Source organism: Aquimarina sp. Aq107 (genome assembly GCF_943733665.1).
Taxonomy (GTDB): Bacteria; Bacteroidota; Bacteroidia; order Flavobacteriales; family Flavobacteriaceae; genus Aquimarina.
In genome coordinates this window covers 3,752,123-3,777,914 of sequence record NZ_OX030782.1, presented here as the reverse complement: position 1 = coordinate 3,777,914, position 25,792 = coordinate 3,752,123, and the positions used below count along the sequence as shown (strand labels likewise).

Sequence of the window (25,792 nt, the reverse complement as noted above, 5' to 3'; positions counted from 1 at the left end):
CTTAGATAGGTGCAGGGCTCGAACCTGCGTCCATTCGGAAGAAGAGCCGAACGTTCTACCACTGAACTAACCTATCTAATTTCTTTCAGGAAAAAACGTTTTTACATTTTTACCAGAAAAATATTTATGCTTTTTAAGAACTGTTGCCAAATAAGGATTAGAAACAACAACACCGTGCACAAGTTCTGGAGTAGGCTTAAATTCGGCAATCCCATGTTTTCTTGGTGCTATCCACCCAGATTTTTCAGGATCTATTCCTGCTTGTCGACAATATTCTATTACTAATTCTTTATTGCATAATTCTTTACCTTGAAATACTTCCCAAGGTAATGGTATTTTATTCCATACTTCGGTATTTGGATCAAGTTTTCCTCCAGTTGAAAAATGCCAAGCTACAACATCAGCGGCCATTAATCTTAAAACTTTTCCAAAACAAATTTCGTCAAGAATATAGTCCATTCCTAAAGAATAAATAATGTTCATCCAGTTGTCTCTCGCTTTGTTCCAAGCTCCAGCGGTATTATTCCAAGTTGTGGAGTCATTTCCTCTTTTAACAACCATTGTTTGTCTATTGATATCACTATTTATCCATAGTTCATTTAGGAAAAGAGCTATTTCCTGTAGTATGCCAGTCCATTTTCCTAATAGTTTTCCTTTTTGTTCATCAGTGAGTTTACATAAAACTTCTTGACTAGAGTAAATATGAGAAATTGCCCACCAATTAGTTGTTGGAATTGATTCTTTTCTTGTTTCAGTTTTAAATATACCTAAAACTGAAGGTGTCTTTATTTCTTTACAACGATTCAATAGCATTTCGGAAATTTCATCAAATGCTCTTTCTTGACTTGTATTGGTAAATAGACTTCTAAGATTACATCTAGCGTTATAATATGCTATAAAGCAAGCAGAATTAGGATCTTTTTGAAACTCGCTAAAATCTATTGTATGTGATAAGCCATGTTTTCCAACTTTTTGAAATTCTATTTTTTTAATTTCTCGGCTATATTTAATAAGCTTGTTTTCTAAGCGTTTTAAAAGTCTCCATTTCTTATTATAACTTCGTTTACTTAAATCTATACCTTTTTCTTTTCGTTGTTCCTTATTAAGTCTATCGGCAAGAAAGTTATTTGCTCCAACCGTTTTATAAATTATTGGAGAAACTTGTTCAATAAAGTTTTCGATATCGTTGACATTGTTATAGTCAATAGATTCATTATTATCAAGTTTGAAGATTTCAATGGTCTTTTTAATCTGCTTTTCAGCCCCTATTGCCGTAGCAAATTCTTGCATCATAGAAGTGTACCCAAAAAAAGTTTTCTTAAGAGATCCTTTTGCAGCTTTTTTCAAAATATTTTTTTCTTTAGAAGAAATTTTTCCTTCCAATATTTCGAGGATCATTTGAGCAACATCTTCTGGACGTTTTCTTTCACTTAGTGTTATATGTAGTTTTTTTAGTTCTTTCATTTATAAGATTTGAAATCTTATGCAAGTTTATTAGTCAATTGCGCATCCTTTTTGCGTAGTATTTAATTGTTCTTGATTTTTCCATTTATTTCTAAGGAAAAACTACCATGTATTGCGTTTATAAATTCGACAACAGGATGTGAATGACTTTCCGTATTCAACTCATCAAATTCAAAACTGTAGATCCCCTTTTTTATGTCAAAATCAAAAACTTTCATTAAAAAAATATTATAGGTTTATATAGCGATCTTATATATTGTTATTCTCTTGAATGTAAGCCAATAGTATTTCCATCTATATCCATTAAAATAGAGACAAAACCGAATTCTCCTATTGGCATTTTGGGCCTTATGATTTTTCCTCCGGCTTTTTCTACGACACTTTCTTCAGTTATACAATCTTGAGATTCAAAGTAAATAATAGTGTTATTACTGTTGGGTACAAAATCTTCTTTTTCTACTAGAGCTCCAGTAATATTTGAACCTTTTGGGTCAAATGGGAAGCCAGATTGTTTACCAAATTCAATCGGGAAATCAACAAGCTTGATATTAAAAACAGTTTCATAGAAGTTTTTAGCGTTGTTTAAGTTTGATACATTAATGTCGAACCAGTTTACAGGATTTACGTTTTTCATTTTATTTTATATTTTATTGTTATGTCTTGATGCAAATATGGGTTGACTTTAAAATATAAAATTGTAAAAATGGGACAAGGCTAATCTTCATTGTCAAAAATCAAAGACATTTTTAAATCATCTCCGTAAAATTCTTTAGGTGTTAGACCTGTAAATTCTTTAAAATCTTTTATAAAATGTGCTTGATCAAAATATTCATTCTGGTAGGCCAAATCAGTAAGACTTGTAACCTCTTTTGTTAATAATGTTTTTAATGTATTTTGAATCCTTACAGTTTTAGAAAGTTGTTTGGGGCTTAAACCAATTGTCGAAGAAAATTTACGAGTTAGTTGTCTACGATTAATATTGTTTTGTTTAGAAAGCTCGTGTACCGAAAGTTGTCCGTTAGCTTGCAAAATTGTATCAATTGTTGATTTTATAATAGTGTCAATAGTGTTTTTTTTAGTCAATCTTTTTAATAAAAATGTTTCTATTAACTCTATCCTCTCCGATGTAGTATTGGCTTTTAGAATTTGTTCTCCAATTTGCTCTCCATCTTTTCCGAAGATTTTATCTAATGGAACAGCTGTATTTTGAATTTCTTTTATGTCTACATTAGTAAAAGGTAAAAGTCCGTTTGGTTGAAATCGAACAACAAAGGAACCAGTATTGCCAAGTGGTTCAACAATATAGGGACGTGTGAGTTGTCCTATTAAAAAGCATTTTGGTAAAATTATACTTTCTTTATCGTTTAGGTGATGTTTATATGTATCTCCATAATGAAAAATCAATTTCATTGTACCATCCGGAATAATGGTGTTCTTTATGGGGGTGTTTTCAAAATTACTTTCTAATGTCCAATAACATTTGATCCATTCTACTAAATTCTGTTGTGGTTCAAATATTTTGGGATTCATTTGGCAGATTAATTTTGTTCAAATAGGTTCTTAGGTTTGGATTTATACCAATTTCTTTTCGTAAAGTAATTTACAAAATAAAAGAGAATCGCGATTTGAGTATGAAGCCAAATTACTATTACTTATATAAAATGATGTTAGCAGTGTTATTTATTAAGTTTATTCAGGTTACGCTAAAGACTTTTATTTTTTCTTTGGTCTAAATGGTTTGATTACATCTTCATTACACTCTAAAAATGGTCCGTGCATGAGATCGATACAATATGGAACAGCAGGAAAAACAGCATCCAAACATTCTCTGATTGATTTTGGTTTTCCAGGGAGATTAATAATTAAACTACTACTTCTGAGTCCTGCAGTTTGTCGCGAAAGAATCGCAGTTGGTACGAACTTTAAAGACTCCGCCCTCATTAGTTCTCCAAAACCAGGCATCATCCTATCGCAAACTGCTTCGGTAGCTTCTGGAGTAACATCTCTTTTAGCAGGACCTGTACCACCAGTGGTAATTACTAAACAGCATTTCTCTTGATCTACTAAATCGATAAGTGCTTGTTCAATAACTTCTTGTTCATCGGGAACTATTTTATACACTTCTTCCCATTGAGAAGTAAGATAATCATTCAATGTATTTATAATTGCTTTTCCACTTATATCTTCATAAATACCTGCATTAGCTCGATCACTTACAGTTACTATTCCTATTTTAGCTATTGACATATTAGTTTGTTACTTGATGTATACCTTTCTGCTAATATATTGGAAGCATTTAATTTAACAAATAGAAACCGAATACAAAATTTGCAGAAAACTATTAATTCACTTTCTGAATGGATTGTAGTTCTATCGATAGTGTATTTTTACATTTTTTCTAACATCCAATTTGGAGCAAGTTTCATAACCCAAGCGATTAATCTCCACCTTTTGGTTATGTAAACTTTTCTTTTCTTTTTTAGAATAGCAGAATATATTTGAGTGGAAGCTTTTTTTACAGAAGCTACCCAAAATAGTCCATCCCCTTTGGCCATTGGTGTATCTACAAAACCAGGTTGCACATCGGTAATCTGTATATCTAATTTTTCATTTTTTGCAATACATCTTAACGCTTCGAGGTAATTTACCTGAAAAGCTTTGGATGCACTATACGAAGGACAATACCTATTACCTCTTAAAGAGGCAATAGATGAAATTCCAACAAGGTGACCGTAGCCCTGTTTTTTGAACTTAGAAAACACGAATTCATACACTTTAGAAATCCCATTTACATTCGTTTGTATTATTTTGTTTTCAGTTTCCCAATCCAATTTTTGATTTAATTCTGAAATACCAGAAGAAACAATCACTAAATCAACTGCTTCCATTTGGTTAAAAAGAGCTTCCATTTTTTTATCCGAACTATTTATTTCTGTGATGTCATGTTCTTGGATTATGATTCGGTTGTTAGATTTTTCTTTTATTTGATTAAGTAGTTCGATCCTACGACCAGTTACACCCACCATCCAACTATTTTCTAACAGTATTTCTGCTAAACCTCTTCCAATACCAGAAGTTCCTCCAATAATAATAGCTTTTCCTTGTGTGTTTTTCAAACCTTAATTCACGTTCTAAAATGTACTGTAATGTTTCAGGTGGTATTACTCCACTAAATATAATATTTTGCTTTCTTTTTCTTAATAATGCCTTGCATCAAAAAGAAATCTAAAATTAATTTCATGAATACCTTATTCTTTATCAGGGACTGTGCTAGAACCTACAGCTGCTTCCTTAAACCAAACCTCTGCATAGCATCCATTTGCATATTGTTTTGAGATATCACCATCATAAGTTTTTGATCCAGTATTCCAAACGATATTATCTTCTGGATTCTTTCCGTTAGTTTGATTATATGCACCTTGTTTAAAAAATTGCAATTCGCCTGCATATGCATTTGGGCGTTCTATACCATCTCGACCTATAGACGCGTACAATGTTGTTATTTGTTGAGGGATGGTCTCCTTAGAGATAAATTCTGATTTTAATAAGTTTTTTGTAAATGTCCTTGTTGGATGACCTTCACTCGTAAAAGTGAGGTACATAATACCTTTATGAACATTTATTTCATAGCTAAATTCTTCTCCCAGTTGGATCCCTTCATTAGGTTCTTTAGGATAAGTAGTTGGACTTGATCCAATAGTAGACATGTCATTACCCCAAACGGCTGTTGAGTAATCCCACCTTTTTCCATTATCGCCTTCTGTATTGATTTCGTAGTTCCAAAAAACAGATCCTTTTGTGTGTCCAGGGAATTTTTTATAAAATATTTTTAGCGGTTCGTTCTCATGTCCGTCATCACTGTGAATTTGTCCAACGACTACAGAGTATGATGCAGCAACTCTGGCATCACCAGAAGTTGAAACGTGCATTACTTTTAAGGTGCCATTTAGCTTGCCACCCGTTTCAGGGATCCAATGTTTTTTTTGCCCTAATTCTGTTCTTGTATTGCTCGAATTTTTTGATGTAATACCTGAGTTTGGCGTTTTATAAACTACCCAGTCTGTTTCTCCGTCATTAGAAACATAAAAGAAATCTTTTTGCTCGTAATTAGCTAATTCTTCAGTGCGCGTACCATCACCTGTTAGAATTGTCCATTCATCCATAAACGGAATAATATCGCTAGGGTATATGATGGTTTTAGCGCCTTCGTCCTTAGGTTTTTTTGTTGCATTAGTATGAAAGCAACTATTTAAGAATAGTGCAAGGACACTGATTAGTATAGGCGTTTGAAACAGTGATTTATTTATTTTTTTCATTTCAATGGATATTTACACGGTTTTATTATTTCCTACTGGAAATATTCGGTGTTAGATTAGCGAATTTTTCTTCAGAGTAAGCTTTACACTGTACCAAAAATACAATAACCATTTGGTTGATTAATTAACTAATATAATTATATGTGTGTTGCAGTAAAAAGTTCCTTTTAATTTGAATCTTTAAAACGTATTAAATTATCATTACACAGTATTAGTTTTCGTTTTTTACCCTCTTGAATATAAAATATATCCTCCTCCAATTATTAATAGAGGAGAAGCAATTGATAATAATATTATTGTCCATCGATATAATCCCCAAAATGATATAATTTTTTTCTCATCGCTATTTTTAGCGTATACCATATTAACTGTATCTCCTATATCATATGGCGCTGGGCTAGAGCTTACATCACTTTTAAATGTAACTACATTATTTGCTTTGTCCTTATATTCAAATACAGGTTTGTAAGTGTATCCATCATCGCTAGTTATTTTAATTAAATCAATAACCTTTGCTTTAGTTTTTATTCCATCGGTTAATAGATTTTTTGTTACATTATAATGTCTTATTGCAAAATATATTAGTATAACTGATATCACTAACATTCCTCCGTATAAATATTCAATCATTTTCATTTTAGTTTGTAATAGTTTTTACTATTTCGTGACTCGAATACAAGTTTAATCTCATTATTAAAATTATATTTTTCAAATTCCTTACCAAACGTTCTTCGTTGTTATAACTAAATTTTACGTACCGAAATGATGTGGTAATAATTGTTTGATTCTTTTTATTTCTGCATCAGAAAATTTAGCGTGAGAAAAATAAATTGATTCTAGTTTAGTTAAATTTTTTATAGACTCTGGGAGTGTTATTAGAGGATTAAAATCTAAATCAAGATGTTTTAAATTAGTCAAATTACCAATTGATTTTGGGAGAGTAGTTAATCCATTTGCTTTTAATCCTAAATATTCTAATTGTGTCATTTGACCAATTCCTTCTGGTATTACGTTTAGTTTGTTTCCTCCAATTTCTAAAACTTTAATTGTATTCATTTTGAAAATAAAATCAGGAATTTTTTCAAATCTATTATGATGTAGTCGCAAATATTCAAGGTTAACTAATTTGACAATCTCATTAGGTATTTTTTCAAGCCCTTTATCTCTAATTTGTAAACCTTTAACCTTTTCAGGGTTTTTTAAAGCTTCTTCTAAAGAATAGTATACTACTACAGGTCCTATTTCGGTGTTTTCCCATAATTCGTGAGTTTTAGATTGTGAATATATGTTGAAAACAATACACACGGAACATAAGAGTAATAAGATTACTTTTTTCATTTTTTAAGTTTTGATTGGGTGCAAGGTTTTATATATGCATGATAGTAGCACAAAATGTCACCTCGTTTTTTAGCTTTTCTGTTGGTCATAACGAATTATAAACATTATTTAGGTAATTTCTTCTATGTTAAAGGCCGAGTGTATGCATTTTGTTTTTTTCGTATCTACTATCTTCTGCAGGATATCGCAATATCTGATCATATTTTTTTGATTGTTTAGCCATTGAATAAATCAAACTCTCTCCTGCAAAATCGGATGTAGGAATCTTTGTGAATATTTCATCTTCAAAAGCTTTATCGGCATCAATAACTTCCCAACCTTGTTTTTTAAATTTCTTAATGAGATCACCTAAAAATAAAGCTGACGTTAGATTATGATGAAGCAATAATGTGTGATTGATATGTCTTCCGTTCATTTCGTAAGAAAGCTCTTCATAAAAGTTCGCTCGCTCTAAAATATGTTCTAAGTAAAAGTTTTTAAACCTGTCCATTTCTACTTTTTCGAGTCCAATTTGTTTTATTCTTTTGATTAAGCGTTGATCTACATACCAATCAGAAGCATCTATAGTTACATAACCATTTTGGTAATTGTATTTACTAAGTATGTCCCTAATGCTATCAACTTTTGTTTGACTCCTACCTTCTTTTAAGTAAGGAAATCGAAAAAGCTTAATGTGATTACTAAGGTTTGAAATTATCCCATCTGTTTTTCTAAGTTCATTCTCAAAAAGATGTGAATCATTTTTTTCAGAATTGAAATTTGGATGAGAATAGGAGTGATTGGCTATTTTATGACCATTATCATTCCAGCTTTTAAGCAAGAATTGGCCTTTTTTGCTAGATTTATTTTTTCCAGTAACAAAAAATATGGCTTTTAGATTTTCTTTTTCAAGATGTGTTAAAATCATTTTATTCCATTCCTCAAATTTGAAATTTGCTATATCGGATGTATTTCCATCGTCGAAAGTAAAGCTTACTATTGGTTTTGTTATGATAGCTTCTTTTGGTTTTTCTAGTGCTTTTTCTGGTTTGTCAGATCTTGAATTTTTACACCCAAGAAAGATTGTTAGTAGTAATAAGATTAGTGGTTGTAAGCGTTTCATTTTTTTGTTATAAATACATAGTTACTATTAAGTATCATTTTTTTCATTAGCTGATGTGGTTTTGATATTTCTGCAACCCAACTTTATTTCATAAAGTTAAATATTCCGTCTACAATTCCTCCACTACTTGAATATTCTCCTTTTTTTCTTGTTTGAATCCAGATTTTACCCTTTCCTGATATTGCATACAAGAAACCTTCTCCACTTGTAACTAACTCCTTAACTCCTCTAGAAACGGTTTTAATCTTTAATTTGTTTTCAAAAGCAATTAAAGCATCTTCATCCACAAAAATTGGTTTTTCGGAGTCTATTTCGTGTTCAATTATTTTTCCGTAACCTTTTAAAAATAATTTTCCATTCCCAGTAGTTCTAAGTTTTAATCCATCATTAAGTGTGCTTTTCCAGTCTTTTCTTTCTAATTTAATTTCTAAATCAATTGTTCTTGCAAAATGCAGATTTGGCTCAAATAAAACGGGGTTGTCATTAGTAATTTCTATGTCAAATATCTCTGAATTATCTTTGGTTGATAAAGCCATTTTTAAATCCTCTTTTGCCGTATAGATATTATATGTTAAGCTTTTACCTCCAAATATTTTTGCAATCCAATTTTTGTAACTTTTAGCTTCGATTTTATTCTCAAAAGTATATTCTCCGTCGCAGTATATTAGATTCCCTTTTTCGGTAATTATTTTTTCATCTTTTTTAAATTCAATTCCTAAGTAAGAACTTGGATAGTCTGATATTTTAAATTTCATATTTATCTGACGTAATTGTGCTAAATGTGTTACATTGGATTAGTTATGAAAAGTGCGGTAGTAAATCAATATTTACCTTCTGCCATGCGCATAGCAAAATTCCTAAGACTTTGCTGATTCGTTATACATTGTTAGCATTTCGTTTTTTTATTAATTCGTATGTCCTTTCAAGTTTTTCGCTTTCTGAATCTTCAAACTTATCCATAAAAGCCCATTCTTTTCCCAATTCTGTAATATCTGTGATACAATCAAACGTATATCCTTTTCTATAAGCATCTGAATTAGTTATGCCAAAATATTCAAAGTCACATTTTAGAAATAATGAATACCTACCTCTATGAAAAGCAAAAATTTCTCCTGTGTTAGGATCTACCATTATGTTATATATGCTAATTGAATATTTGTATTCAATTGGAATGTTAATGCCGAATTCATCAAATAAAGCGATTCCACCTTCATCAAATTCTGTTCTGGCTTTTCCCCAGTTTTTAAAATATAATAAATCATCCGAAAAGTCTATTTTGAGATAGTTTAAGACTAGACTATTTATTGGAATATCGATTATTTTATTTAGTAGCTCATTCATCTATTTTAGTCTTATCTAAAGACTGTCAAAGGTTCTTGTTTTTTGTGCTCCACTCGTTTTTTTTAATTTAAACGAATCCAACTCTGGATTTCTATTTTTATTTTTTCTAATTCTTCGGTAATAACAAAATCTTTATTTTTCTTTTTTTCCTGTCTAAGGTTTAATAGCTTCTCATAAATAGGATAAAATTCTATAGAAGCTTTTAAATAAAATCTATCCTTTAGATATATAAGCATTTTGTTAACAGCTCTTTGGACTTTATTTTCTTTTAGAAGACTTTGGATATCATTTACAATCGTTTTTGAAATGTTAAGTTCATCCCAGCATTTGATATTATCTAGAAAAGAGTCAGTTGATAGAATTAATCTACAGCCTTCTTGTTTTTTTAGTAGAAACGAAAGACAGTCTATTTTTTTGGATAAGGGCATTTTAGATGTGGTATCCTTTTCTAATAATTTTCTCATTATTTGACCAAGCTCATAACCTGTACCAAAACCAATATAATACTCGGTTCCAGGTAATGTATAATGATCAGGCATTTTTATCTCTTTTAAGCCATTGTTTATAATAAATCGAGTAATATCAACTGAGTTATTTAAACCTATTATACGTCCGTCAATTATTCCCATACTAGTAGGATGAAACATTCCTCCCATATTGTTTTTAATTTATTATTCTTAAAAACCAAATCAACGATTTGGTGGTGATTAAATATAGAACTAAACATTCGTTAAGTACCGAAATCTATATTTACTACGTATAATGTTAGAAACAGTTTTTATTCTATTTTTATAAGTTTGGTTCTATTTTGATATTATATTTTGTTAAAAGCCCTACTATAGTTTCCAAAGTAAATTTCGCTCCTTTAATCTTATTGTTCTCTGGGTCAATTGTAAAGTTGAAAGAATTTCTGAAATCAGCATTTTGTAGGTCTGTCTTATTAAATATTGTGTTTTGTAAATTACAATCATCAAAAATAGCTGAACTTAAATCACATTCAGTAAAATCGACTTCTTGAAGTTTAGATTTTTTAAATAAAGTTTTTGAAAGCTTTCGTTTAAAAAATGACGAATGATTTAACTGGCAGTTATCAACTTTAATTGAGAATCCAAAATCATTACATTTATCAAAATGTAATCCTAAGATTTTACAATCTTTGAAAAGTACATTTTGAAATCCTGTTTGGAAAATATTAGCAGTACTTAGATTACAGTTGTGAAATTCGCAATCAACAAATCTGATATGAGATAAATCGGAATTTGAAAAATTACAATTTAAAAACACACATAATTCGTATTCACCTTTTTCAAGTGGAATTTCCGAAAAATCTTTTCTATCAAATGTTTTCTCTTCTATAAACTGTTCTTTCATTTAATACTTGTTCTTAGATGATTCTTTGCGGTACGTTTTATCAATTTGTTTGTTTTTTAATCAAGATATTCGTGTCCGTTTCTTCTACGTACTGATTGTAACAATAGCTTCGGATTTAATTCGTTTTTTATCTATTTTTTAATTAACCCCGTTATTGCAATTGAATACCCAATTATAAAGGAAATCCCATAACCTAAAAGAGGTGCTGAAAATTACCAAAATATACTAAATAAAAACAAATAAAATGACAGCGAATATTTTCGTGAATAGGCAATTAATAACCGTAAAGTATAAACGGTACTGCCTACAGTACGAAATATATCCACTGTAATTTTCACAATCATTTTTTCGAATCAAATTTGGTACAAGAACTCCATCTAACTGTCATAAACCAGTTGGGCATAGTGCTCGTTTTGTTTTCTTTTTATAATAAAGTATAGTTCCAAAAAAGATGTATGTGTTTTACTGGGAATCGTTATACCAAATCAAAGTAAATACAACATAAGGCGATGGTGTTAAAAAAACCGTGTACGGAAATCAGAAACCACAAATCATATTTACGTAAGTAGAATATCAGGGCTAAGAGCGCTCCCACGATCCAAGTAACAAGTTGTCCAGTAATTCCTTGATAACTATGCATAAAGCCAAAAAAACCAGTAATTAAAATAATGTTCACTGCTATACTGACTTTGCTTTCTCCGAAGAATTTTACAAATTGTCGCATAAAATAACCACGAAAGATAATTTCTTCTCCAAATCCTGCTGTAGCCCATACTAATAATAAAGTAATTAAAAAAGCTGGAAGATTTCCTTTTAATTGATCAAAAGCAGAATAATCTATAGGAGTTCCTGTGAGTTTTGTAATCCCCGGAACCAATATAAAAACATAAAAAATAAAAAGCCCTAGTGCCACTAATGGAGCAAGTACAAAAATGTTTTTGAATGTGAATTTTTCACGGTGAAATCCAAGTTCAGAAAATGCTTTTCCTTTATATTCTATATAATTCGTTATGATGATTAATATAGAAATAATGATATTTTCTATGGTTATACGAAATGGTCCAAACCAAAAAAAGCAGATGATTGCGATGGTAATTAATGGAATTAATATTTGACGTAATGTGATTTTGTTCATTGTTTTTTGATTTTAAATTCTAAACGAAATAATGAACAAAATCTCTGAAACTCCCTTTAAATAATGATGTTTTTACTGAATGGTCGGAATTTAGAACTGAATAGTCGGTAGTTTTTTATATCCTTTATTGAAACCAATCCATAAATATTTTTCGCTTGTAACGACTGATATTGATTTCTGCAATTGCATCGTTTTTAATGAAAGCTTTTAGTCGGATACGTAACTTGCCATTTTCAATCTTTTCGATTATGTCTACAGTATCTTTATGAATAATAATTTGCCGATTGGCTCTAAAAAATAATTGATCGTTTATTTTTTCTTCGAGCTCATTTAATGTAAAATCGGTGTTAATTGTTGTGCCATCATTCTGAACAGTATATACAATTTTGTTTTCGCTATAGAAGCACGCAATATTTTCGTAGGTAAGCTTTTTTACTTTCGTACCACTATCTATAGTAATCTCGGCATCTTTTATTGATAACTTATATAAATCGTATACATCCTGGGCATATAATAAACCTATGAGTATAAAACATAACAACAAGGTAATTAGTAAGCCAATTAATAAATAATAGAACTGTGTCTGTCCACCGGCTGTTTTATCAATAATAATGTTTACAGGAATATACATGATTGTAATATATCCTAGAGTAGAGAACATAAATCGTGCGACCGTAGCAATTTCTACTTTTTTAGAGAAATACTTTTTCTTGTAAAATTTAAAATTAAGATCAGCTATGATCCCAACAAGAATGGATAAAACAATAGTCGACAGAAAACCTTCTATAGGAAATCTATATGATTCTCCACCGGGAAAACTATCGCGGGTCGCTAAATGATTGGCTACTAAAGAGAAAATCGTTAATACAATTGCTTTCTTGCACCAACGCCATGCAGCACCATTAATCCAAGTATGTCGCAGTGTTTTTGTTGTATTCTTGGTTGGTTGTGTGGTACTCATGAATTTTGAAGCTCTTTTTTTGTCAGCTTCAAAAGTAAATAATAGATATTTTCTATAAATGTTTTAGTAATAAAAATATTGAATAAAAAATAGCTTATGGCCCTGTGGCATAAGAGTTCAATAAAATATGTTCAAGGTAATTTCTTCCAAGCTCTCAAAAACATAAATAAGAAATAAAAGAAAAATGGGTAATAGTAATAAGGTGATATAGGGAAAGTTTTCTGATCGCCAGATTAGTATAGATAGTATTTCTTTATATATTTTTTATTTTCTACAAGTTATTGACGCAATTACTTTGACTTTTCTTTTCTCTGAAAATTTTATTAAATTCTTTTTTTCTATTCTTTGCGGTAAGTTCCTAAGACATTCATTTTGTTAATTAAATACTATATAGATATATGTTTATCAATATACATATATCTATATAGTATTCACAAATCGAGTGGATTTATGGTTAACTTAAAACTGTTTACCGCGACCTGAGTATATATTTCTGTTGTTTTTGTTTTAGATGAAAATAGTTAGAAAGTTGTAATTTTGTAAAGCGGAGTTACCAACAATTAAACATCCAAAATGAGTAATATAGGGTAATTAAAAGTTGACAACATATTGTTTAGTTTGAAGGTTTTGGTTTACACCAGAACTGTTAAGAATATTAATGTTACTATTTGATTCTATTCTACAGTATATCTAACGATTACCTCATTATCCAAAATAACATTTGTAGACCAAATAAATTGCGCGTCATTTGATGCATCATCGAATACATCCGTAAAATTTGTATAAGAAGGTTTATTATCCACACCAATAATTGCATTGGTATAGGTTGTGGCGTTGGGCCAGCTAGAATCATCAAAATCTTCATTTGTCCAATTAGTTGGTATTTCCCAATGTAACCCGTAAAAAGAAGTTCCATCCATCTCAGAATCCGTATTACAATTAGAAGAGTCTCTAATGGTGCCATTTTCTGTTGGACAATTTAGGTCTTTTATAGGAGCAGTGTAAAACGTTTGTGCTTTCCAATCACTATTGGTAATGGCGATAGTATTTTGTAATGCATCTTCAAACACGGCCACCATTCCTCCATCTCCTGGATGATGTGCAAAACCTCCGTTTTGTTCTGTGCCCAGACCCAAATTTTCTTCCCAGTCTACCAATTTCATTGCAATAGTAAATGGTCGAGATACTTTAAACTTTACGATGTGAGAATTGAATTCTGTAAATGGAATGGCATCTTTTCCAACGGCCTGTCCATTTATATATAGTTCAAAATAATTATCTCCAAAAATATACCCAGTAATGAGGTCACCATCACTATCTATTTCTATACTATTGGTATCATCAAATGCTGCTAAAGCTTCTTCTGCTGTATTATAGCTGGTTCCATCTGAATTATGTAAATCAGGAGCAAATGGAAAAGAATTATCGGTATAATTTACTTCTGCGGGAACTGTCCAAATAGTATTGTCTGATGTTGTAATGGTTCCCATAGTTGCTATTCTTATACCAGGTTCATATAGGTTATCGATTGTAGTTATTCCCATACCTTGGCTAACAGAAGCCGTACCAGAATATTCATCAGTAACAGGATTGTCATCATCAGGATCGACTGTGTTCCCATTAGAATCATTATTACTACAATTACTAAACGATAATAGGATTATTGATAATAGCGAAAGGATATACATTTTTTTATAAGTTTTCATGTTTAATTTTTTTAATAAGTAATACAATTAATGGTGAGTGTTTTTCGTATCAAAAACTTTTGCGCAATTATCGTTGATATGTTTCTGTTGTTACATTACCATCGCTATCAACATATTCATAGGTGTATAATCCACTTTCGTCCCAACTATAATTGGTGTAATAGATATCTGCTCCGATCTGATATTGTAAAGAGTAAGCGTTAACTCCTGTAGAAGTAAACTCTGTAATTTCTGCACCCGCCAATGGTGTTAGTGCGGGTCTGACTTCTTGTGTCATAGCCTGCGGAAAAATTTGATCTTCTGGAGCTGTAGTATTAGGATCTAGCATAACTTCACCTCGCATTCCTGCAATAAAATAAGGGAATGTATTTGTTGTATGGTACTGGTATGAACCATCATCATTAAATTTTCCTAAATATTCATCAAGTGTATCTGTAGTTTCGCCATAAACAGGAAAACCGTCAAGTGCATAAGCCAATGGCTGATCAGAGCCAATAATAGACTCTAAATGAGTAGGAGGAACGTGATAGTGGTAATCGTCCGCTCTTCCGCAATGCCCTCCCCAGTTATCTAATTCTCCTATAACCAGTGCATCTTCTCCACGATTATTTAAAGGATTAAAAATTGGAATCCCATTAACTGCAATTGCGATTGCTCCTCTCAAAAAGTGTTCAGAAGATGATAAAGGAGATTCTGCAAGGACAGGTTGTATTGGAAAAGCCCAACTATTTGTTTCTGTATAGTTTTGATCAATCGGTACTTGTTGTTGCCAATTTGTTATACCAACCATCATACTATGTTCAGGAAGTCCTGTTGATGAAATATAAAAGTAAGTATCGTCTGAGCTTGTGGTAACATCTACGAAATGGCCAAAATGTTCTTGTAATATGGTTAAATTATTGGCAGGTACAGAAGTATCTATTGGTTCATCATCTACAGCATCTATAGCATCATCTGTAGTACAAGCCACTATTATTATAATTAATAATGATAACGTGGTTATAAAAGAGGCTATTTTTTTATTCTTTTTGAAAAAGATTATAACAAAGATACTTCCTAATAGTAACCCAACAAGCAATATTGTTATCAGTATATTATAGCCTGTCTGTTGTTGATATATAGGTGCAATCGCATTAGAGCTTGACTGGTAATTAATTTTTTCTATTTGATCAATTTTTTTATTGATCAATTGCTGATTTTCTTTGGAGAATGATGATAAATCTAAGAAAAGAACTTCTCCTGTTTTTGTTTCTAATAATACCTGTCCATCTTTAAAAGCAAGGAATGAAGCTTCGATATTTTGATTATTAATTTTCCAGGTTTTATGGTCGTTGGTACCGTGTCCTCCTTCATGTGCTACAGCAATAAAGCTGGATATTAGGAGTATTGCCAGAATAAGAAATGAGTTTAATTTCATGATGTATAGGTTTTAATTTAACCTTTTGACAAGAACTAATCTCAAATCCTTCGCGCATTTTTGATTTTTTATTAATTAAAATAAACTTTAGCGTAAAATAAATTTTAGCGCTTTCTTTTTAAAGTCCTCATAATAAGTAAGTTGTTCTTTGTTAAGTATCGACTTCATGTTTTCAAAATGCTTCTTTGTAATTTTTATTTTTTTTGCTTCAATGTCTGAAATATGACGTAGTAGAGAATCTGTGGGTTCTAAAAAGTAGGTACGAACGCTTTCTTTTTGATCTTCTTGTAATAACCTCATAGCTTCCCCATGTGTTCTACTAAATTCTTTAAATTGATTGTCTTGATTCGTGTTTAAATGTAATATTTCTCTTGCACTTGGTTTATGATGTTGTTTAGAATTTTTTCTCGGCTTTTTTGTTACTAAAAAAAAGGAGATTTGTACTCCATTGATTATTAATAGAACGAGTACCGCAATCTTATATAATGTTTCTCGCTTCATATGTTTGTGATTTTTAAAAACTATAATCCGTTAATAAGGAAATTTGGTCTTCTGATTTCTTCGCAGTATTATCGATACTGTCCTTTTTGAGTTTCAACGTATATATATTTACTGTTAGAATTATAACCGCTACAGCAGCAACCCATCCTAAATGTCTAAGTGGAATAATTTTTCTTTCTTTATTGACGGGAATTCGAGTAATTATAGTATCGAATAAATCATCTCTAGGGGAGGCAGTCTTTATGTTATCCAAACTTTTTAAAGTTTCATGTACCCATTTTTCTTTTTTATCCATTGTTTCGTTATCCTAATATTTGTTAGACCTCATTTTTTCTTTTTTCCTTCGGGATATATAGCAGTTAATTGATTTCTTAATTTAACCTTAGCTCGTTGTAATAGACTCTCTACAGATTTTAATGTAGTCTCCATAACATCAGCAACTTCCTGTCTAGGTAATCCTTCTACATAACTTAATAGAAATGCAGTTTTTTGATTCTCAGGAAGTTTATTAATGGCTGCAAACAGGTATTGCGCTTTCTCCTGATTTTCCAATTGAATTCCCGGATGGTTGAAATCAATACGATAAAACTCTTTGATTTCATTTCTAGATATAGTGTGTTTTTTTCTTTTTTTTATTTGATTTAGCGCTTTGTTTACAGTAATTCTATAAATCCAGGTACTTACCTTAGCTTTTCCCTGGAATGTATTAGCTTTGTTATAAATAGTTAAAAAAACGTCTTGTGTGATTTCTTCTGCTTCCTCAATATTTTGCACATATCCTATAGCTGTATTATATACTTTATCTTTATACAATATATATAATTTTAGAAAAGCTTTACGATCACCTAGGGCTATATGTTTTAAAAGTTTTTTATGGATAATTTATACAGAATTATTGCTTATGTAAAATGGTCATATCTAAATAGGAACACTGTCCTATATTCATCAACGGATCAATAAGTAGTTTAGTTTTTTATTAGTCCAAGTTTATTCAATTCGGTTAGTTGTTCATTCCAGTTTTGAGCAATTTTCGCTCCATTATCATCATCAATATCCGTTAGAATTTTTCTGTCGTTTAAATATCTTAGAGAGTTTAATATTTTGTAGTCAGCCAACTCATAATTAAACGTTCTTCCAACTAATTCTTGTTCACTAAGATAATTTGTTCTGAATTCATTCAATCCGATTTCATTAAGCAACAGTTCGGACTTTTCTTTAAAATTAAAATCAATTTTCAAAAGAGTTACTAAAAGCTGTGGACTTACCCAAGTCCCTAGACAAAGTCGTTTCCATAAAAAATCAATGAATTTTTGCTGCTCTGATTTTTCGAGTTTTAGAATCGTAATTAATGCTACTAAATGAAGCCTCCAGTTTAATTCAGCTAACATTGCTAATGTATCATTGTATATTTCTTCTATCGTACTGTTAGATATTATTTGGTCTAGTAGTTTTAAAGATTTTCCAAGATTGAAAGTTTCGGTATCAGATAAATCAATTCTTAGATTTAAAAGAGGTAAGTGGTTTGGCTGATTGTCCCAAAAGCTATCAAAGATTCCGAATTTCATTTATATTAATTAGTTTTTATCAATTGTTTTGATGACTAATTCTTTACTTAAATCACCTAAATTCATATCATTACCTTTTTCTTTAGGGTTATAACCTTTAGATATTCCATATAAAATTGTTCTTCTGACTAAGTTAGGTTCTACAATAAATGGATTACTATACATGCAAGAGCCTTTTCCGTTTATACTATGTCTAAAGTTTGCAAACAGTTTTTGACCATTATATTCTTCTGATATTATTAATAACATTACTCCATAATAATCTACTTTAATCATCCATCTAAAAGAATGATTATCAATAATAATTTTTCTAGATTTTTTCTTAGGAAATGACAATGTTTCTTTAAATTAAGCACAACACGTGTTCGTCCATGGTTTTGTTGTGTGATTAAGCACTAAAGTTAGTAAATGAATCACGAGCAGAAAAGTTTACGAGATATTTCTTGGGTAAGTTTTACAAGCAATTAATTTTATACTTTGTTCTAGCCAGTACTTATTATTTATGCCTCATTTTCAATCTTTCCGTTTTTATTTTGAAGTTTTAATAATTGTCTTATACTGGATAAATGGGAAAATAAAACTATAGGAACAATAACCGCTGGAAGCCAAACGAATGGAAAATAAGTTACACCTATATTCGGTTGTTCAAATGCCAATTTTTGAAATGGTGTTTGGGCACTTAGTATGGCAATAGTTAATATGTTTATTAGTAATATTAAAGCCAAAAAGTTCCAAATTAAAAGTGTTTTTTTATCCAGTACTTTCTTAACAAAGACCAAGTAATAAATTATAGGAGCTGTTATCCCAGAAACAACATCAAAATTATAACCTTCAAAAGTCATAAGGGCAGGAATTAATCCTCCTAAATAGACATAGTACAGAACAATTTCTACAGGAATTCGAATGGTATGCAATAAAGTCAACCATTTTAAATTTATATTGTCCATAAAATTTCTACTTTTTTTATTTAGAAGAAGTAAAAAGACAAATATGATACTTGGAGCAAGTAAGAATATAAATCTTGGAGGAAAGGTATCTATCTTTTGATAGAATCCAAATATACCGAGAGTACCTACTATACTCATCCAAAATAAAATAGCGTAAAGTGCTTTTTTACTTCTTGAAGCTTTAAAAAAGAACCAGAGAGTAAGTACCGTTGTTAATGTAAACCCAATGGATGTAGTAATTGCAATTTCTGTCATTTTTTCAACGTTTTGAATACTACAAAATTCAGTTTAAAAAAACTAACTACACTTGATAAAAGGCAAGAAATTGAGTTACATCATATAATGTTTTTTCTTATTCGACTAAGTGTACTGTCGGTAATACCCAAATAGGAAGCAATGTACTTCAAGGGGGAGCTTTTTATAATTTCTGGTTTTGAAGAGAGCAAATTTTGATATCGTTTTTCGGCAGTTTGATTAATCATAGCGTACACTCTTTTTTTCGATGCGATAAATTCTTTAACCAAAATAGCTCGTCCAAAATCTCTAAATGCTGGTTTGTTATGAAAAAGCATGTTTAATTCTTCATATGAAATCCTATAACCTATACAGTCTGAAATGGCTTGAATGTTGGTTTCTGAAGGCACTCTCATAAAAAATGATGTAACTTCAAAAACAATGTTATTTTCAGAAAAAAAATCTGTAGTAATTTGTTTTCCCTCTAAATCGTGTAGATATGTTCTCATTAATCCTTTTTCAAGAAAAAAATAATCATCACTGATTTGATTCTCTTTTAAAAAGTAATCACCCTTTTTTAATTTTAATAAATGAAAATAGTCAACAATTTCGTTTACTTCCATCTCATTAAAAGGAATGGTTTGTTTAATGAATTTTGTCAGGGAATTGTTCTTAGTCGGGTTCATTTTTCGTATTGGCTACAACGTGTTTATGCATGGTTAGTCGCGTTGCAACTAAAGATAGCAAAAGTGGACGAACCTGAGGGGAGTTAATAGAATTTTCCGAGAAACAATAACCCGCAATTAATTATACACAGTTTTGACAACTTGCTTTTAATTGTCAATTTCAATTTCTAATTTCCTATGTAATATTCCTTTACCACCAGCCATTAAATCTTTAATTTCTCCTTTGTCTATTTGTAAGTTAACAATAATCAGGCTTGGTGAGGGCTTTTCCATATACTTGCCTTGTTGAATATTAAAAGTGCTTTTTTTAATTTTTAAAATGTCAAATAAATAACAAGCAAGTGGTCCGGCAGCCATTCCTGTTCCTGACTCTTCTAATATTCCATAACGAGGACCAAACATTCTTGAAGTGGCATCAAATTCTGTCACGGTAGAGAATACATAATAACCAATTAAATCAAACTCATCACTAACTTCATTTATCAAATCAAAATCAGGAATTGTATTCTTTAAAATTTCATTGCTTATAACTGGAACTAGTATAAATGAATTTCCAGTATTAACTATTTGGATTGGAGCATTTGGAATTAAGTCCTTTTTCTTCAATCCTAAAGATTTTAAAACAACACTTTCTTTATGACTTACATCAGTATATTTTGGAGCCAATTGTTCCATAAATGCTAAATCTCCAATTATTTCTATTTTTCGTTTTCCATCTATAGTTTCTTTTGAAGAACTATTATTTTTCAGTAAACCAATTTGTTTTAAATAAGAAAATGTTGCTACTGTAGCATGTCCGCAATGTGCTATTTGTTTATTTGGAGTAAAAAAGTCTAATTTAAAGTCTTCCGTTTTAGATTTTGAAACAAAAGCGGTTTCTGATAACCCTACTTTTTTAGAAATCTCAAGTTTATTTTTATTAGATAATTCATCTGCATTTAAAACTACTCCTGCTGGATTACCACCTTTTCCATTTTCCGCAAAGGCGTTAAGTATCTGTACGGTAACTATTTTTTTTGAACTGCCCATTTTTATTTTTTTTATATGTTATATGAGATGGACGCAATTAGTTAGAAAAAGACGTAGTTAAATTTAATTATTTTCAAAGTCTATCAGCTTCCCCGTACTATCGGATTCTACATTCGGACAATTTAAAATGTTTTCCCTTAGAATTTCCTTAGCTTTTTGAACTCTTGATTTTGTGCCAGAATATGAGATTTTTAAATGTTCTGCAAGTTCTTTTTGAGAGTAGTTTTTAAAGGCAGTTAAAATAATTGCTTCTTTATGAAGAGAGGAAAGATTTTCGATTTTTTGATTGATACAGCTGGTCAAGTTTTTGTAATCAAAACTATTAGTATCCGTTTGTGGAATTTCTAAATCGCTTATTGATACGTTTTTATTGTTTGCTTTTCTGAAGTAGTCAATAATGGTATTCCTTGTGATTTGGTAAACCCAAGAAGTAAGTTTAGAAGTATGCTTTAGTTGATGGATTTTAGTTTGAATTTTTAAGAAAACCTCTTGATGAATATCTTTTGCTATTTGTTCATCTTTCATTTTTCCTAAAATGAACTTATAAAGTTCTTCATGTAGGTCAATCCAAATTGTATTGATTTCTTCAGTATTCACAATATTGGTTTTAGCTTGTTGCCAACGTCAAATATATTAATTGGAACATAGTAAATATACTTGCCCCCATCAATTTATCTGCACATTTTTTTTCTTATTCAATTTATGAAAATTTAGCGTTACAGCAAAAAAGAAATGACCTCTATCTAGTACTAAACTTCGTTTGAATTTCATATGTAATGTTAGCAATAGTGTTAGTCCCAGGAACACCCACCCACTTTATATTCTTTAAATAACTCTTTGGAAATATTGTCAGATAAAAATAATGAAAGCGTTGATCCGGCATAATGTTCAGAAGTTCCAATTAGCATATCAAGTAGCTTGTCGCAATTCAAATCTCCAATCCAATGGATAAACACTCCTCCTTCAAAACCACCAGAAGGAAAAGAAAAAAGATCCATTTTTCTAATTGTTTGTCTAGTGTTATCGTTGTATGAATCTACAACAAGTTCATAATTTTTAATTTTCTTAAAATAAGGGAATTCACCTTTTTCTGTTTCAATTATATTCCCTTTGGCGTAGAGAAAGTAATTTTTGCTATTCTCTTCATCCTCTATATTATAAACAGAAAATGTAATTGATTCTGCAGGGTACAACATTCTATTTATCCATTTTCCTGTTGTGAAAATACTATCTTTTAAATTCAACCCTTTTATTAAAAATTTTGGGATAGTAGATTTAGTATTATCATATTTTTTGATTAGAAAATTACCCCAGTTATGATACTTTTTTTCCTCATAAACACCCCAATATACTTTATTTACATCTGTTTTTATTTCTTTCCATTGTGAGTCTACTCCGCAATCAGGGATAATAACAGTAATTTTACCAGCTTGAGAATATGAGTAATAGAATAAAAGTGAAAGAAGAAATGTATTTATAGTTTTATACATGTTGTTAGTAAAGGGTTTTTATGCTTTAGTTATTTTCTGAACTTTTTAATAATAGTATTTAATCTTGAGACATTTTTTATTATTCAGACTGGCCTTTATTCTTTAATAATTTTCCTAATATCTTCTTGCAAAGATTTTTCGGTACTTATAACTTCAGACATCATTATTATCATAAATTCCTTTTTCTCTTTTTCAGTTTCTTTATAATTTGAATAAATAAAGTCTATTAACTTTTCAGCTTTCATTTGCAAAAGATCCTTTTGCTCCTCGATATCTGCCAAAGTAGAAACTTTCTGATAATCCATTAATTCAATTTTTGAATTAGAAATTGCTTTCCAAGAGTTGATTCTTATTTTCGGGATATAAATACCATCTGCTTTTTTTATTATTATATCTAATGAAATTTGGTCGTCTTTTAAATAAAATTTAAGAGAGTCAATTAACGTTTTTTGCTGAACTAATTTTATGTTTATATCATTATGGGATTCGGTTAATTCGTTTTGGATAGATGTTGATATTCGATTAATATAATTTTTGTCCTTTCTATCTTCATTCCAATTGTTGATATATAATGCGACTAAAATACCAACGATAATAGGAACTATCTCTTTGAAAAATGCTTTGATAATCTTTTTCATCTAATGTTAATAGGTGTTTTTAAGCTTGTTAGGCACTGGTTTTTATTCTAGTTTAAGTTTTATTAAATAAGTATCATCTAGTGCTTTTTTTCTTTTTTTTCTGATTCCACCTGGAAAAATAACGGGTTCAAATTCTATATTGGCTAAACAAAAAAGGAAATCGTTTTGAATATGTAAACATCTTGGGTCATTGAAAAAAGGGTGGTCAATTAATAATGTATCTACTTTTATTACTTTGTTCTCTTCTTTGTTAAGAGCGTATTTTTTTATAGCATTTTTTCCTACTCCGTATAAGTCACCTTTGTAATATTTAAGTCCATCATTGGCATTTAATGTAGTGTCTCGAAACGAATAAAACTGCTTAGTTTTTATGTCTAAAAATCTAATTCCTCCATCGTAAGCTGTTGTAAAAAGCTTTTCGCCATTATTGTTTAAATCTATTCCGTGTACAAAAGATAAATCTTTATGCTCAAAGAATATTTTCAGACTATCCTTTGGGTTTTTCGTATCAACAGTATGTATACTTGATTGAAGTGTGTTTGAAATATACGCAACACCATTATTATCAACTACAACGTGATTAAAATGATTTCGACCGTTTTTAGCTGTAGATTCATAGGCTTGCAATACGTTATCGGAATTAGTGTCTATTACAAGTAATACAGAAATAGCTTTAATGTTTGGGTCATCATCAACTTCATTCATTACAGCATAGAGCAAGTTTTTCTTTAAGAAAGTCCCCATTCCGTTTAATTTTCCGCTATATTTTGTTGGAATTGTAGAATGAGTTTTATCTTTTAATGATACTTTAACAATTTGTTTTTTGTCCCAACTTCCCAAATATGCTATTTTTTTTAATGAATCAATTGCAAGCCCTTTAAATCTAAAATTTTTATCTGTCTTGAGTTTGATTACTTCAAGTGTGCTTGAATCAGTATTGACTATATGTTTTCACTTTGTAAACTTAAATCAGATACTTCTTTTTTGTCAGTTTTACAACTAATAAAAGAAATCATTAAAAGGAATATTGATGTTGATTTAGTTTTCATTTTCAACTTGTCGCTAACGTTTGGGATAAGATTAGTTGCATTGTTTGACAACTAATTTAGAAAATAGAAGCAGAATATAAAATTCGTAAGGACTTTTATAAAAAGACCTGTACTAGTAATTAGTTTTATACTATGTTGCTATTTCGTTGATTTTTTGAGTTCAAATTATTCCTCAATACCTTAATATTTTAGGTACTTATAGTTATCTAGAAAACTGTATTGTCCTAGGTCACAATTTTTATTTAGTTAGTACTTTTAGCTTTTTTTTGGCATCTTTATTATCATCAATTTTAATAGCTTTTTGATATTGTTCTATGGCTTTTTTCTTTTCTTTTATTTTTGAATAGAAATCACCCATTGCTACATAACTTCTAGATTCTTCTGGATAAAAATGTAAGTTAATATCAAGGTAGGCTTTGGCTTTTTCAGGTAAATCGTGTACGTCTAACATGAAGAATCCTAATTCATTTACAAACTCCCATTTTGGTTTCATATCGCGTTTAAACCTAGTACTAAGTTTATTAAAGTGATCATAAAAAGGTTGTGTCAGCTCTTCTTTACTATATCTTTTTGGAGTATTAAAACGCCATCTTTCTTTAAATTTATACCATTTATATACAGATCGTAAACCATTGTACATTCCCAGTGTTACAATACCTCCGTGATCTTCTTCTGGATAATACTTCCAAGATGTTTCAAGATGTTTTTGATTTTCTACCAGTATATCGTGAAATTTAAGATTTGCTCTTAACCCTTCGGTGGGTTCATCATCCATTCTCCTAACTTTAACAGTGTCTACTTTATAACTATTTGCTACAGCAAGATGTAATGATTTGTTTTTATAATTATCTTTTTCAAGTAACTTTTTAGATTGTTTTACTAGGTTTTCTTTATCCCACCAAAGACTTGGGTCTATAGCCAAATAATTGTCAAAAACGTCTGGGTGGTTTACATAGGCATATACTGTAAAAAGTCCTGCTATAGAATGCCCTACAATGGTACTCAGCTTATCTGTAGGATATTTTTTTTCAAGATATGGAGCAAGTTCACATTGCATAAATTCTAGAAAATTAGAAGCGCCACCAGAAGTTTCAACAGATTGTCCTTGACGGCCTACAATTACATTGGTAGGAGTAAAATCTCTAGTACCATCTGTATTTGTAATTCCCACAACTATAGATTTTGGAATATCAAAATCCTCCAATAATTTTAACATGCCTGTCACTGGATAAAAATGCCTGGGAGAATTTAATACATATATTACCGGGTATTTTTTTCCTTTTTCTATTTCTTCTGGAAGATGTACCCAAATAGTACGATGTTCTTTAAGGACATAAGAATATAAAGAATCTTCTATTCCAATAACTATTTCGTTTTTTTCGTTTTTACAAAACTGAGCATTGATCTGAAAATGTATACTTATAAGAATTAATAATAATGATATTTTTTTCATCGAAGAAACTTTTATGAAGAATTGTTAGTAATATTATCACAGGATAAAA

General features: G+C 30.3%; 31 protein-coding genes and 1 tRNA gene. All 32 read right to left on the bottom strand.

The features are described 5' to 3' along the window. Positions 1-3 precede the first annotated feature (3 nt). The 32 genes from NMK29_RS16340 to NMK29_RS16185 all read right to left on the bottom strand — a co-directional run bounded on the left by NMK29_RS16340 (position 4) and on the right by NMK29_RS16185 (position 25,743). Positions 4-76, bottom strand: a tRNA-OTHER gene (locus NMK29_RS16340). Further along, on the bottom strand, positions 76-1,464 hold the full coding sequence (locus NMK29_RS16335) for a hypothetical protein (protein WP_108801954.1): 1,389 nt from the start codon (positions 1,462-1,464) through the stop codon (positions 76-78). The genes NMK29_RS16340 and NMK29_RS16335 overlap by 1 nt, the downstream gene beginning before the upstream one ends. Before the next feature lie 62 nt (positions 1,465-1,526). Further along, positions 1,527-1,682, bottom strand: a complete 156-nt coding sequence (locus tag NMK29_RS16330) for a hypothetical protein (RefSeq protein WP_159092089.1) — start codon at positions 1,680-1,682, stop codon at positions 1,527-1,529. Positions 1,683-1,723: 41 nt separating this feature from the next. Beyond that, positions 1,724-2,098 carry a VOC family protein gene (locus NMK29_RS16325; protein ID WP_108801953.1) on the bottom strand — a complete coding sequence of 125 codons (375 nt, stop codon included), beginning with the start codon at positions 2,096-2,098 and terminating at the stop codon, positions 1,724-1,726. An 80-nt stretch (positions 2,099-2,178) separates the two neighbouring features. Next, positions 2,179-2,994 (bottom strand): helix-turn-helix transcriptional regulator, encoded by an 816-nt coding sequence (locus tag NMK29_RS16320; RefSeq protein ID WP_108801952.1) that lies wholly within the window; start codon positions 2,992-2,994, stop codon positions 2,179-2,181. A 183-nt stretch (positions 2,995-3,177) separates the two neighbouring features. Next, complete coding sequence (gene mog, locus NMK29_RS16315) at positions 3,178-3,711, bottom strand: molybdopterin adenylyltransferase (RefSeq protein WP_108801951.1); 534 nt, start codon at positions 3,709-3,711, stop codon at positions 3,178-3,180. Positions 3,712-3,851: 140 nt separating this feature from the next. Next, on the bottom strand, positions 3,852-4,580 hold the full coding sequence (locus NMK29_RS16310; protein WP_108801950.1) for an SDR family NAD(P)-dependent oxidoreductase: 729 nt from the start codon (positions 4,578-4,580) through the stop codon (positions 3,852-3,854). Positions 4,581-4,712: 132 nt separating this feature from the next. Next, positions 4,713-5,780: a polysaccharide lyase family 7 protein gene (locus NMK29_RS16305; protein WP_108801949.1), complete on the bottom strand. Its 1,068-nt coding sequence runs from the start codon at positions 5,778-5,780 to the stop codon at positions 4,713-4,715. Positions 5,781-6,005: 225 nt separating this feature from the next. Beyond that, positions 6,006-6,410, bottom strand: coding sequence for a DUF3592 domain-containing protein (locus NMK29_RS16300; RefSeq protein WP_159092088.1), 405 nt, complete (start codon positions 6,408-6,410; stop codon positions 6,006-6,008). 120 nt (positions 6,411-6,530) lie between these two features. After that, complete coding sequence (locus NMK29_RS16295; protein WP_108801947.1) at positions 6,531-7,118, bottom strand: leucine-rich repeat domain-containing protein; 588 nt, start codon at positions 7,116-7,118, stop codon at positions 6,531-6,533. Positions 7,119-7,245: 127 nt separating this feature from the next. Next, positions 7,246-8,220, bottom strand: coding sequence for a polysaccharide deacetylase family protein (locus NMK29_RS16290; protein ID WP_108801946.1), 975 nt, complete (start codon positions 8,218-8,220; stop codon positions 7,246-7,248). Between the two features lie 83 nt (positions 8,221-8,303). Beyond that, positions 8,304-8,975, bottom strand: a complete 672-nt coding sequence (locus NMK29_RS16285) for an AIM24 family protein (RefSeq protein WP_108801945.1) — start codon at positions 8,973-8,975, stop codon at positions 8,304-8,306. A gap of 121 nt (positions 8,976-9,096) precedes the next feature. Further along, positions 9,097-9,561 (bottom strand): hypothetical protein, encoded by a 465-nt coding sequence (locus tag NMK29_RS16280; protein ID WP_108801944.1) that lies wholly within the window; start codon positions 9,559-9,561, stop codon positions 9,097-9,099. 62 nt (positions 9,562-9,623) lie between these two features. Further along, a complete protein-coding gene (locus NMK29_RS16275) occupies positions 9,624-10,217 on the bottom strand; it encodes a hypothetical protein (RefSeq protein WP_108801943.1) in 594 nt (197 codons plus the stop codon). A gap of 133 nt (positions 10,218-10,350) precedes the next feature. Next, positions 10,351-10,932 (bottom strand): pentapeptide repeat-containing protein, encoded by a 582-nt coding sequence (locus NMK29_RS16270; protein ID WP_108801942.1) that lies wholly within the window; start codon positions 10,930-10,932, stop codon positions 10,351-10,353. 475 nt (positions 10,933-11,407) lie between these two features. Continuing rightward, complete coding sequence (locus NMK29_RS16265; RefSeq protein ID WP_108801941.1) at positions 11,408-12,067, bottom strand: CPBP family intramembrane glutamic endopeptidase; 660 nt, start codon at positions 12,065-12,067, stop codon at positions 11,408-11,410. A 124-nt stretch (positions 12,068-12,191) separates the two neighbouring features. Further along, a complete protein-coding gene (locus tag NMK29_RS16260; RefSeq protein WP_108801940.1) occupies positions 12,192-13,028 on the bottom strand; it encodes a LytTR family DNA-binding domain-containing protein in 837 nt (278 codons plus the stop codon). 674 nt (positions 13,029-13,702) lie between these two features. Beyond that, positions 13,703-14,734 carry a hypothetical protein gene (locus NMK29_RS16255; RefSeq protein ID WP_108801939.1) on the bottom strand — a complete coding sequence of 344 codons (1,032 nt, stop codon included), beginning with the start codon at positions 14,732-14,734 and terminating at the stop codon, positions 13,703-13,705. 67 nt (positions 14,735-14,801) lie between these two features. Continuing rightward, positions 14,802-16,151 carry a YHYH protein gene (locus NMK29_RS16250; protein WP_108801938.1) on the bottom strand — a complete coding sequence of 450 codons (1,350 nt, stop codon included), beginning with the start codon at positions 16,149-16,151 and terminating at the stop codon, positions 14,802-14,804. Positions 16,152-16,238: 87 nt separating this feature from the next. Beyond that, positions 16,239-16,652 (bottom strand): hypothetical protein, encoded by a 414-nt coding sequence (locus tag NMK29_RS16245; RefSeq protein WP_108801937.1) that lies wholly within the window; start codon positions 16,650-16,652, stop codon positions 16,239-16,241. Positions 16,653-16,665: 13 nt separating this feature from the next. Continuing rightward, positions 16,666-16,947, bottom strand: a complete 282-nt coding sequence (locus NMK29_RS16240) for a hypothetical protein (protein ID WP_108801936.1) — start codon at positions 16,945-16,947, stop codon at positions 16,666-16,668. 29 nt (positions 16,948-16,976) lie between these two features. Continuing rightward, positions 16,977-17,531 carry an RNA polymerase sigma factor gene (locus tag NMK29_RS16235; RefSeq protein ID WP_255411745.1) on the bottom strand — a complete coding sequence of 185 codons (555 nt, stop codon included), beginning with the start codon at positions 17,529-17,531 and terminating at the stop codon, positions 16,977-16,979. Positions 17,532-17,617: 86 nt separating this feature from the next. Next, positions 17,618-18,217 (bottom strand): hypothetical protein, encoded by a 600-nt coding sequence (locus NMK29_RS16230; RefSeq protein WP_108801934.1) that lies wholly within the window; start codon positions 18,215-18,217, stop codon positions 17,618-17,620. Positions 18,218-18,226: 9 nt separating this feature from the next. Continuing rightward, complete coding sequence (locus NMK29_RS16225) at positions 18,227-18,553, bottom strand: hypothetical protein (RefSeq protein WP_108801933.1); 327 nt, start codon at positions 18,551-18,553, stop codon at positions 18,227-18,229. A gap of 164 nt (positions 18,554-18,717) precedes the next feature. Beyond that, positions 18,718-19,419 carry a hypothetical protein gene (locus NMK29_RS16220; protein WP_108801932.1) on the bottom strand — a complete coding sequence of 234 codons (702 nt, stop codon included), beginning with the start codon at positions 19,417-19,419 and terminating at the stop codon, positions 18,718-18,720. 80 nt (positions 19,420-19,499) lie between these two features. Continuing rightward, complete coding sequence (locus NMK29_RS16215; RefSeq protein ID WP_108801931.1) at positions 19,500-20,084, bottom strand: Crp/Fnr family transcriptional regulator; 585 nt, start codon at positions 20,082-20,084, stop codon at positions 19,500-19,502. A gap of 147 nt (positions 20,085-20,231) precedes the next feature. Then, positions 20,232-21,113 (bottom strand): PhzF family phenazine biosynthesis protein, encoded by an 882-nt coding sequence (locus NMK29_RS16210; protein ID WP_108801930.1) that lies wholly within the window; start codon positions 21,111-21,113, stop codon positions 20,232-20,234. Positions 21,114-21,176: 63 nt separating this feature from the next. Further along, a complete protein-coding gene (locus NMK29_RS16205) occupies positions 21,177-21,710 on the bottom strand; it encodes a sigma-70 family RNA polymerase sigma factor (RefSeq protein WP_108801929.1) in 534 nt (177 codons plus the stop codon). A 194-nt stretch (positions 21,711-21,904) separates the two neighbouring features. Further along, entirely contained in the window at positions 21,905-22,603 is a 699-nt protein-coding gene (locus tag NMK29_RS16200) for a hypothetical protein (RefSeq protein ID WP_108801928.1), read from the bottom strand. Between the two features lie 95 nt (positions 22,604-22,698). Then, a complete protein-coding gene (locus NMK29_RS16195) occupies positions 22,699-23,241 on the bottom strand; it encodes a hypothetical protein (protein WP_108801927.1) in 543 nt (180 codons plus the stop codon). 42 nt (positions 23,242-23,283) lie between these two features. After that, on the bottom strand, positions 23,284-24,081 hold the full coding sequence (locus NMK29_RS16190; protein WP_108801926.1) for a hypothetical protein: 798 nt from the start codon (positions 24,079-24,081) through the stop codon (positions 23,284-23,286). A gap of 447 nt (positions 24,082-24,528) precedes the next feature. Further along, the gene (locus NMK29_RS16185) at positions 24,529-25,743 is read right to left on the bottom strand and encodes an alpha/beta hydrolase (RefSeq protein ID WP_108801925.1); all 1,215 of its coding nucleotides are present in this window, start codon (positions 25,741-25,743) and stop codon (positions 24,529-24,531) included. Positions 25,744-25,792: the final 49 nt, after the last annotated feature.

Bases quoted from the DNA above. Each gene is read 5' to 3' on its own strand.
- NMK29_RS16265 (WP_108801941.1), bottom strand. From the start codon at position 12,067: ATGAACAAAATCACATTACGTCAAATATTAATTCCATTAATTACCATC.
- NMK29_RS16210 (WP_108801930.1), bottom strand. From the start codon at position 21,113: ATGGGCAGTTCAAAAAAAATAGTTACCGTACAGATACTTAACGCCTTT.
- NMK29_RS16245 (WP_108801937.1), bottom strand. From the start codon at position 16,652: ATGAAGCGAGAAACATTATATAAGATTGCGGTACTCGTTCTATTAATA.
- NMK29_RS16215 (WP_108801931.1), bottom strand. From the start codon at position 20,084: ATGAACCCGACTAAGAACAATTCCCTGACAAAATTCATTAAACAAACC.
- NMK29_RS16275 (WP_108801943.1), bottom strand. From the start codon at position 10,217: ATGGGAGGAATGTTTCATCCTACTAGTATGGGAATAATTGACGGACGT.
- NMK29_RS16280 (WP_108801944.1), bottom strand. From the start codon at position 9,561: ATGAATGAGCTACTAAATAAAATAATCGATATTCCAATAAATAGTCTA.
- NMK29_RS16200 (WP_108801928.1), bottom strand. From the start codon at position 22,603: ATGTATAAAACTATAAATACATTTCTTCTTTCACTTTTATTCTATTAC.
- NMK29_RS16255 (WP_108801939.1), bottom strand. From the start codon at position 14,734: ATGAAAACTTATAAAAAAATGTATATCCTTTCGCTATTATCAATAATC.
- NMK29_RS16270 (WP_108801942.1), bottom strand. From the start codon at position 10,932: ATGAAAGAACAGTTTATAGAAGAGAAAACATTTGATAGAAAAGATTTT.
- NMK29_RS16305 (WP_108801949.1), bottom strand. From the start codon at position 5,780: ATGAAAAAAATAAATAAATCACTGTTTCAAACGCCTATACTAATCAGT.
- NMK29_RS16250 (WP_108801938.1), bottom strand. From the start codon at position 16,151: ATGAAATTAAACTCATTTCTTATTCTGGCAATACTCCTAATATCCAGC.
- mog (WP_108801951.1), bottom strand. From the start codon at position 3,711: ATGTCAATAGCTAAAATAGGAATAGTAACTGTAAGTGATCGAGCTAAT.
- NMK29_RS16220 (WP_108801932.1), bottom strand. From the start codon at position 19,419: ATGACAGAAATTGCAATTACTACATCCATTGGGTTTACATTAACAACG.
- NMK29_RS16330 (WP_159092089.1), bottom strand. From the start codon at position 1,682: ATGAAAGTTTTTGATTTTGACATAAAAAAGGGGATCTACAGTTTTGAA.
- NMK29_RS16300 (WP_159092088.1), bottom strand. From the start codon at position 6,410: ATGATTGAATATTTATACGGAGGAATGTTAGTGATATCAGTTATACTA.
- NMK29_RS16185 (WP_108801925.1), bottom strand. From the start codon at position 25,743: ATGAAAAAAATATCATTATTATTAATTCTTATAAGTATACATTTTCAG.
- NMK29_RS16260 (WP_108801940.1), bottom strand. From the start codon at position 13,028: ATGAGTACCACACAACCAACCAAGAATACAACAAAAACACTGCGACAT.
- NMK29_RS16325 (WP_108801953.1), bottom strand. From the start codon at position 2,098: ATGAAAAACGTAAATCCTGTAAACTGGTTCGACATTAATGTATCAAAC.
- NMK29_RS16195 (WP_108801927.1), bottom strand. From the start codon at position 23,241: ATGAAAAAGATTATCAAAGCATTTTTCAAAGAGATAGTTCCTATTATC.
- NMK29_RS16285 (WP_108801945.1), bottom strand. From the start codon at position 8,975: ATGAAATTTAAAATATCAGACTATCCAAGTTCTTACTTAGGAATTGAA.
- NMK29_RS16295 (WP_108801947.1), bottom strand. From the start codon at position 7,118: ATGAAAAAAGTAATCTTATTACTCTTATGTTCCGTGTGTATTGTTTTC.
- NMK29_RS16240 (WP_108801936.1), bottom strand. From the start codon at position 16,947: ATGGATAAAAAAGAAAAATGGGTACATGAAACTTTAAAAAGTTTGGAT.
- NMK29_RS16290 (WP_108801946.1), bottom strand. From the start codon at position 8,220: ATGAAACGCTTACAACCACTAATCTTATTACTACTAACAATCTTTCTT.
- NMK29_RS16230 (WP_108801934.1), bottom strand. From the start codon at position 18,217: ATGAAATTCGGAATCTTTGATAGCTTTTGGGACAATCAGCCAAACCAC.
- NMK29_RS16320 (WP_108801952.1), bottom strand. From the start codon at position 2,994: ATGAATCCCAAAATATTTGAACCACAACAGAATTTAGTAGAATGGATC.
- NMK29_RS16335 (WP_108801954.1), bottom strand. From the start codon at position 1,464: ATGAAAGAACTAAAAAAACTACATATAACACTAAGTGAAAGAAAACGT.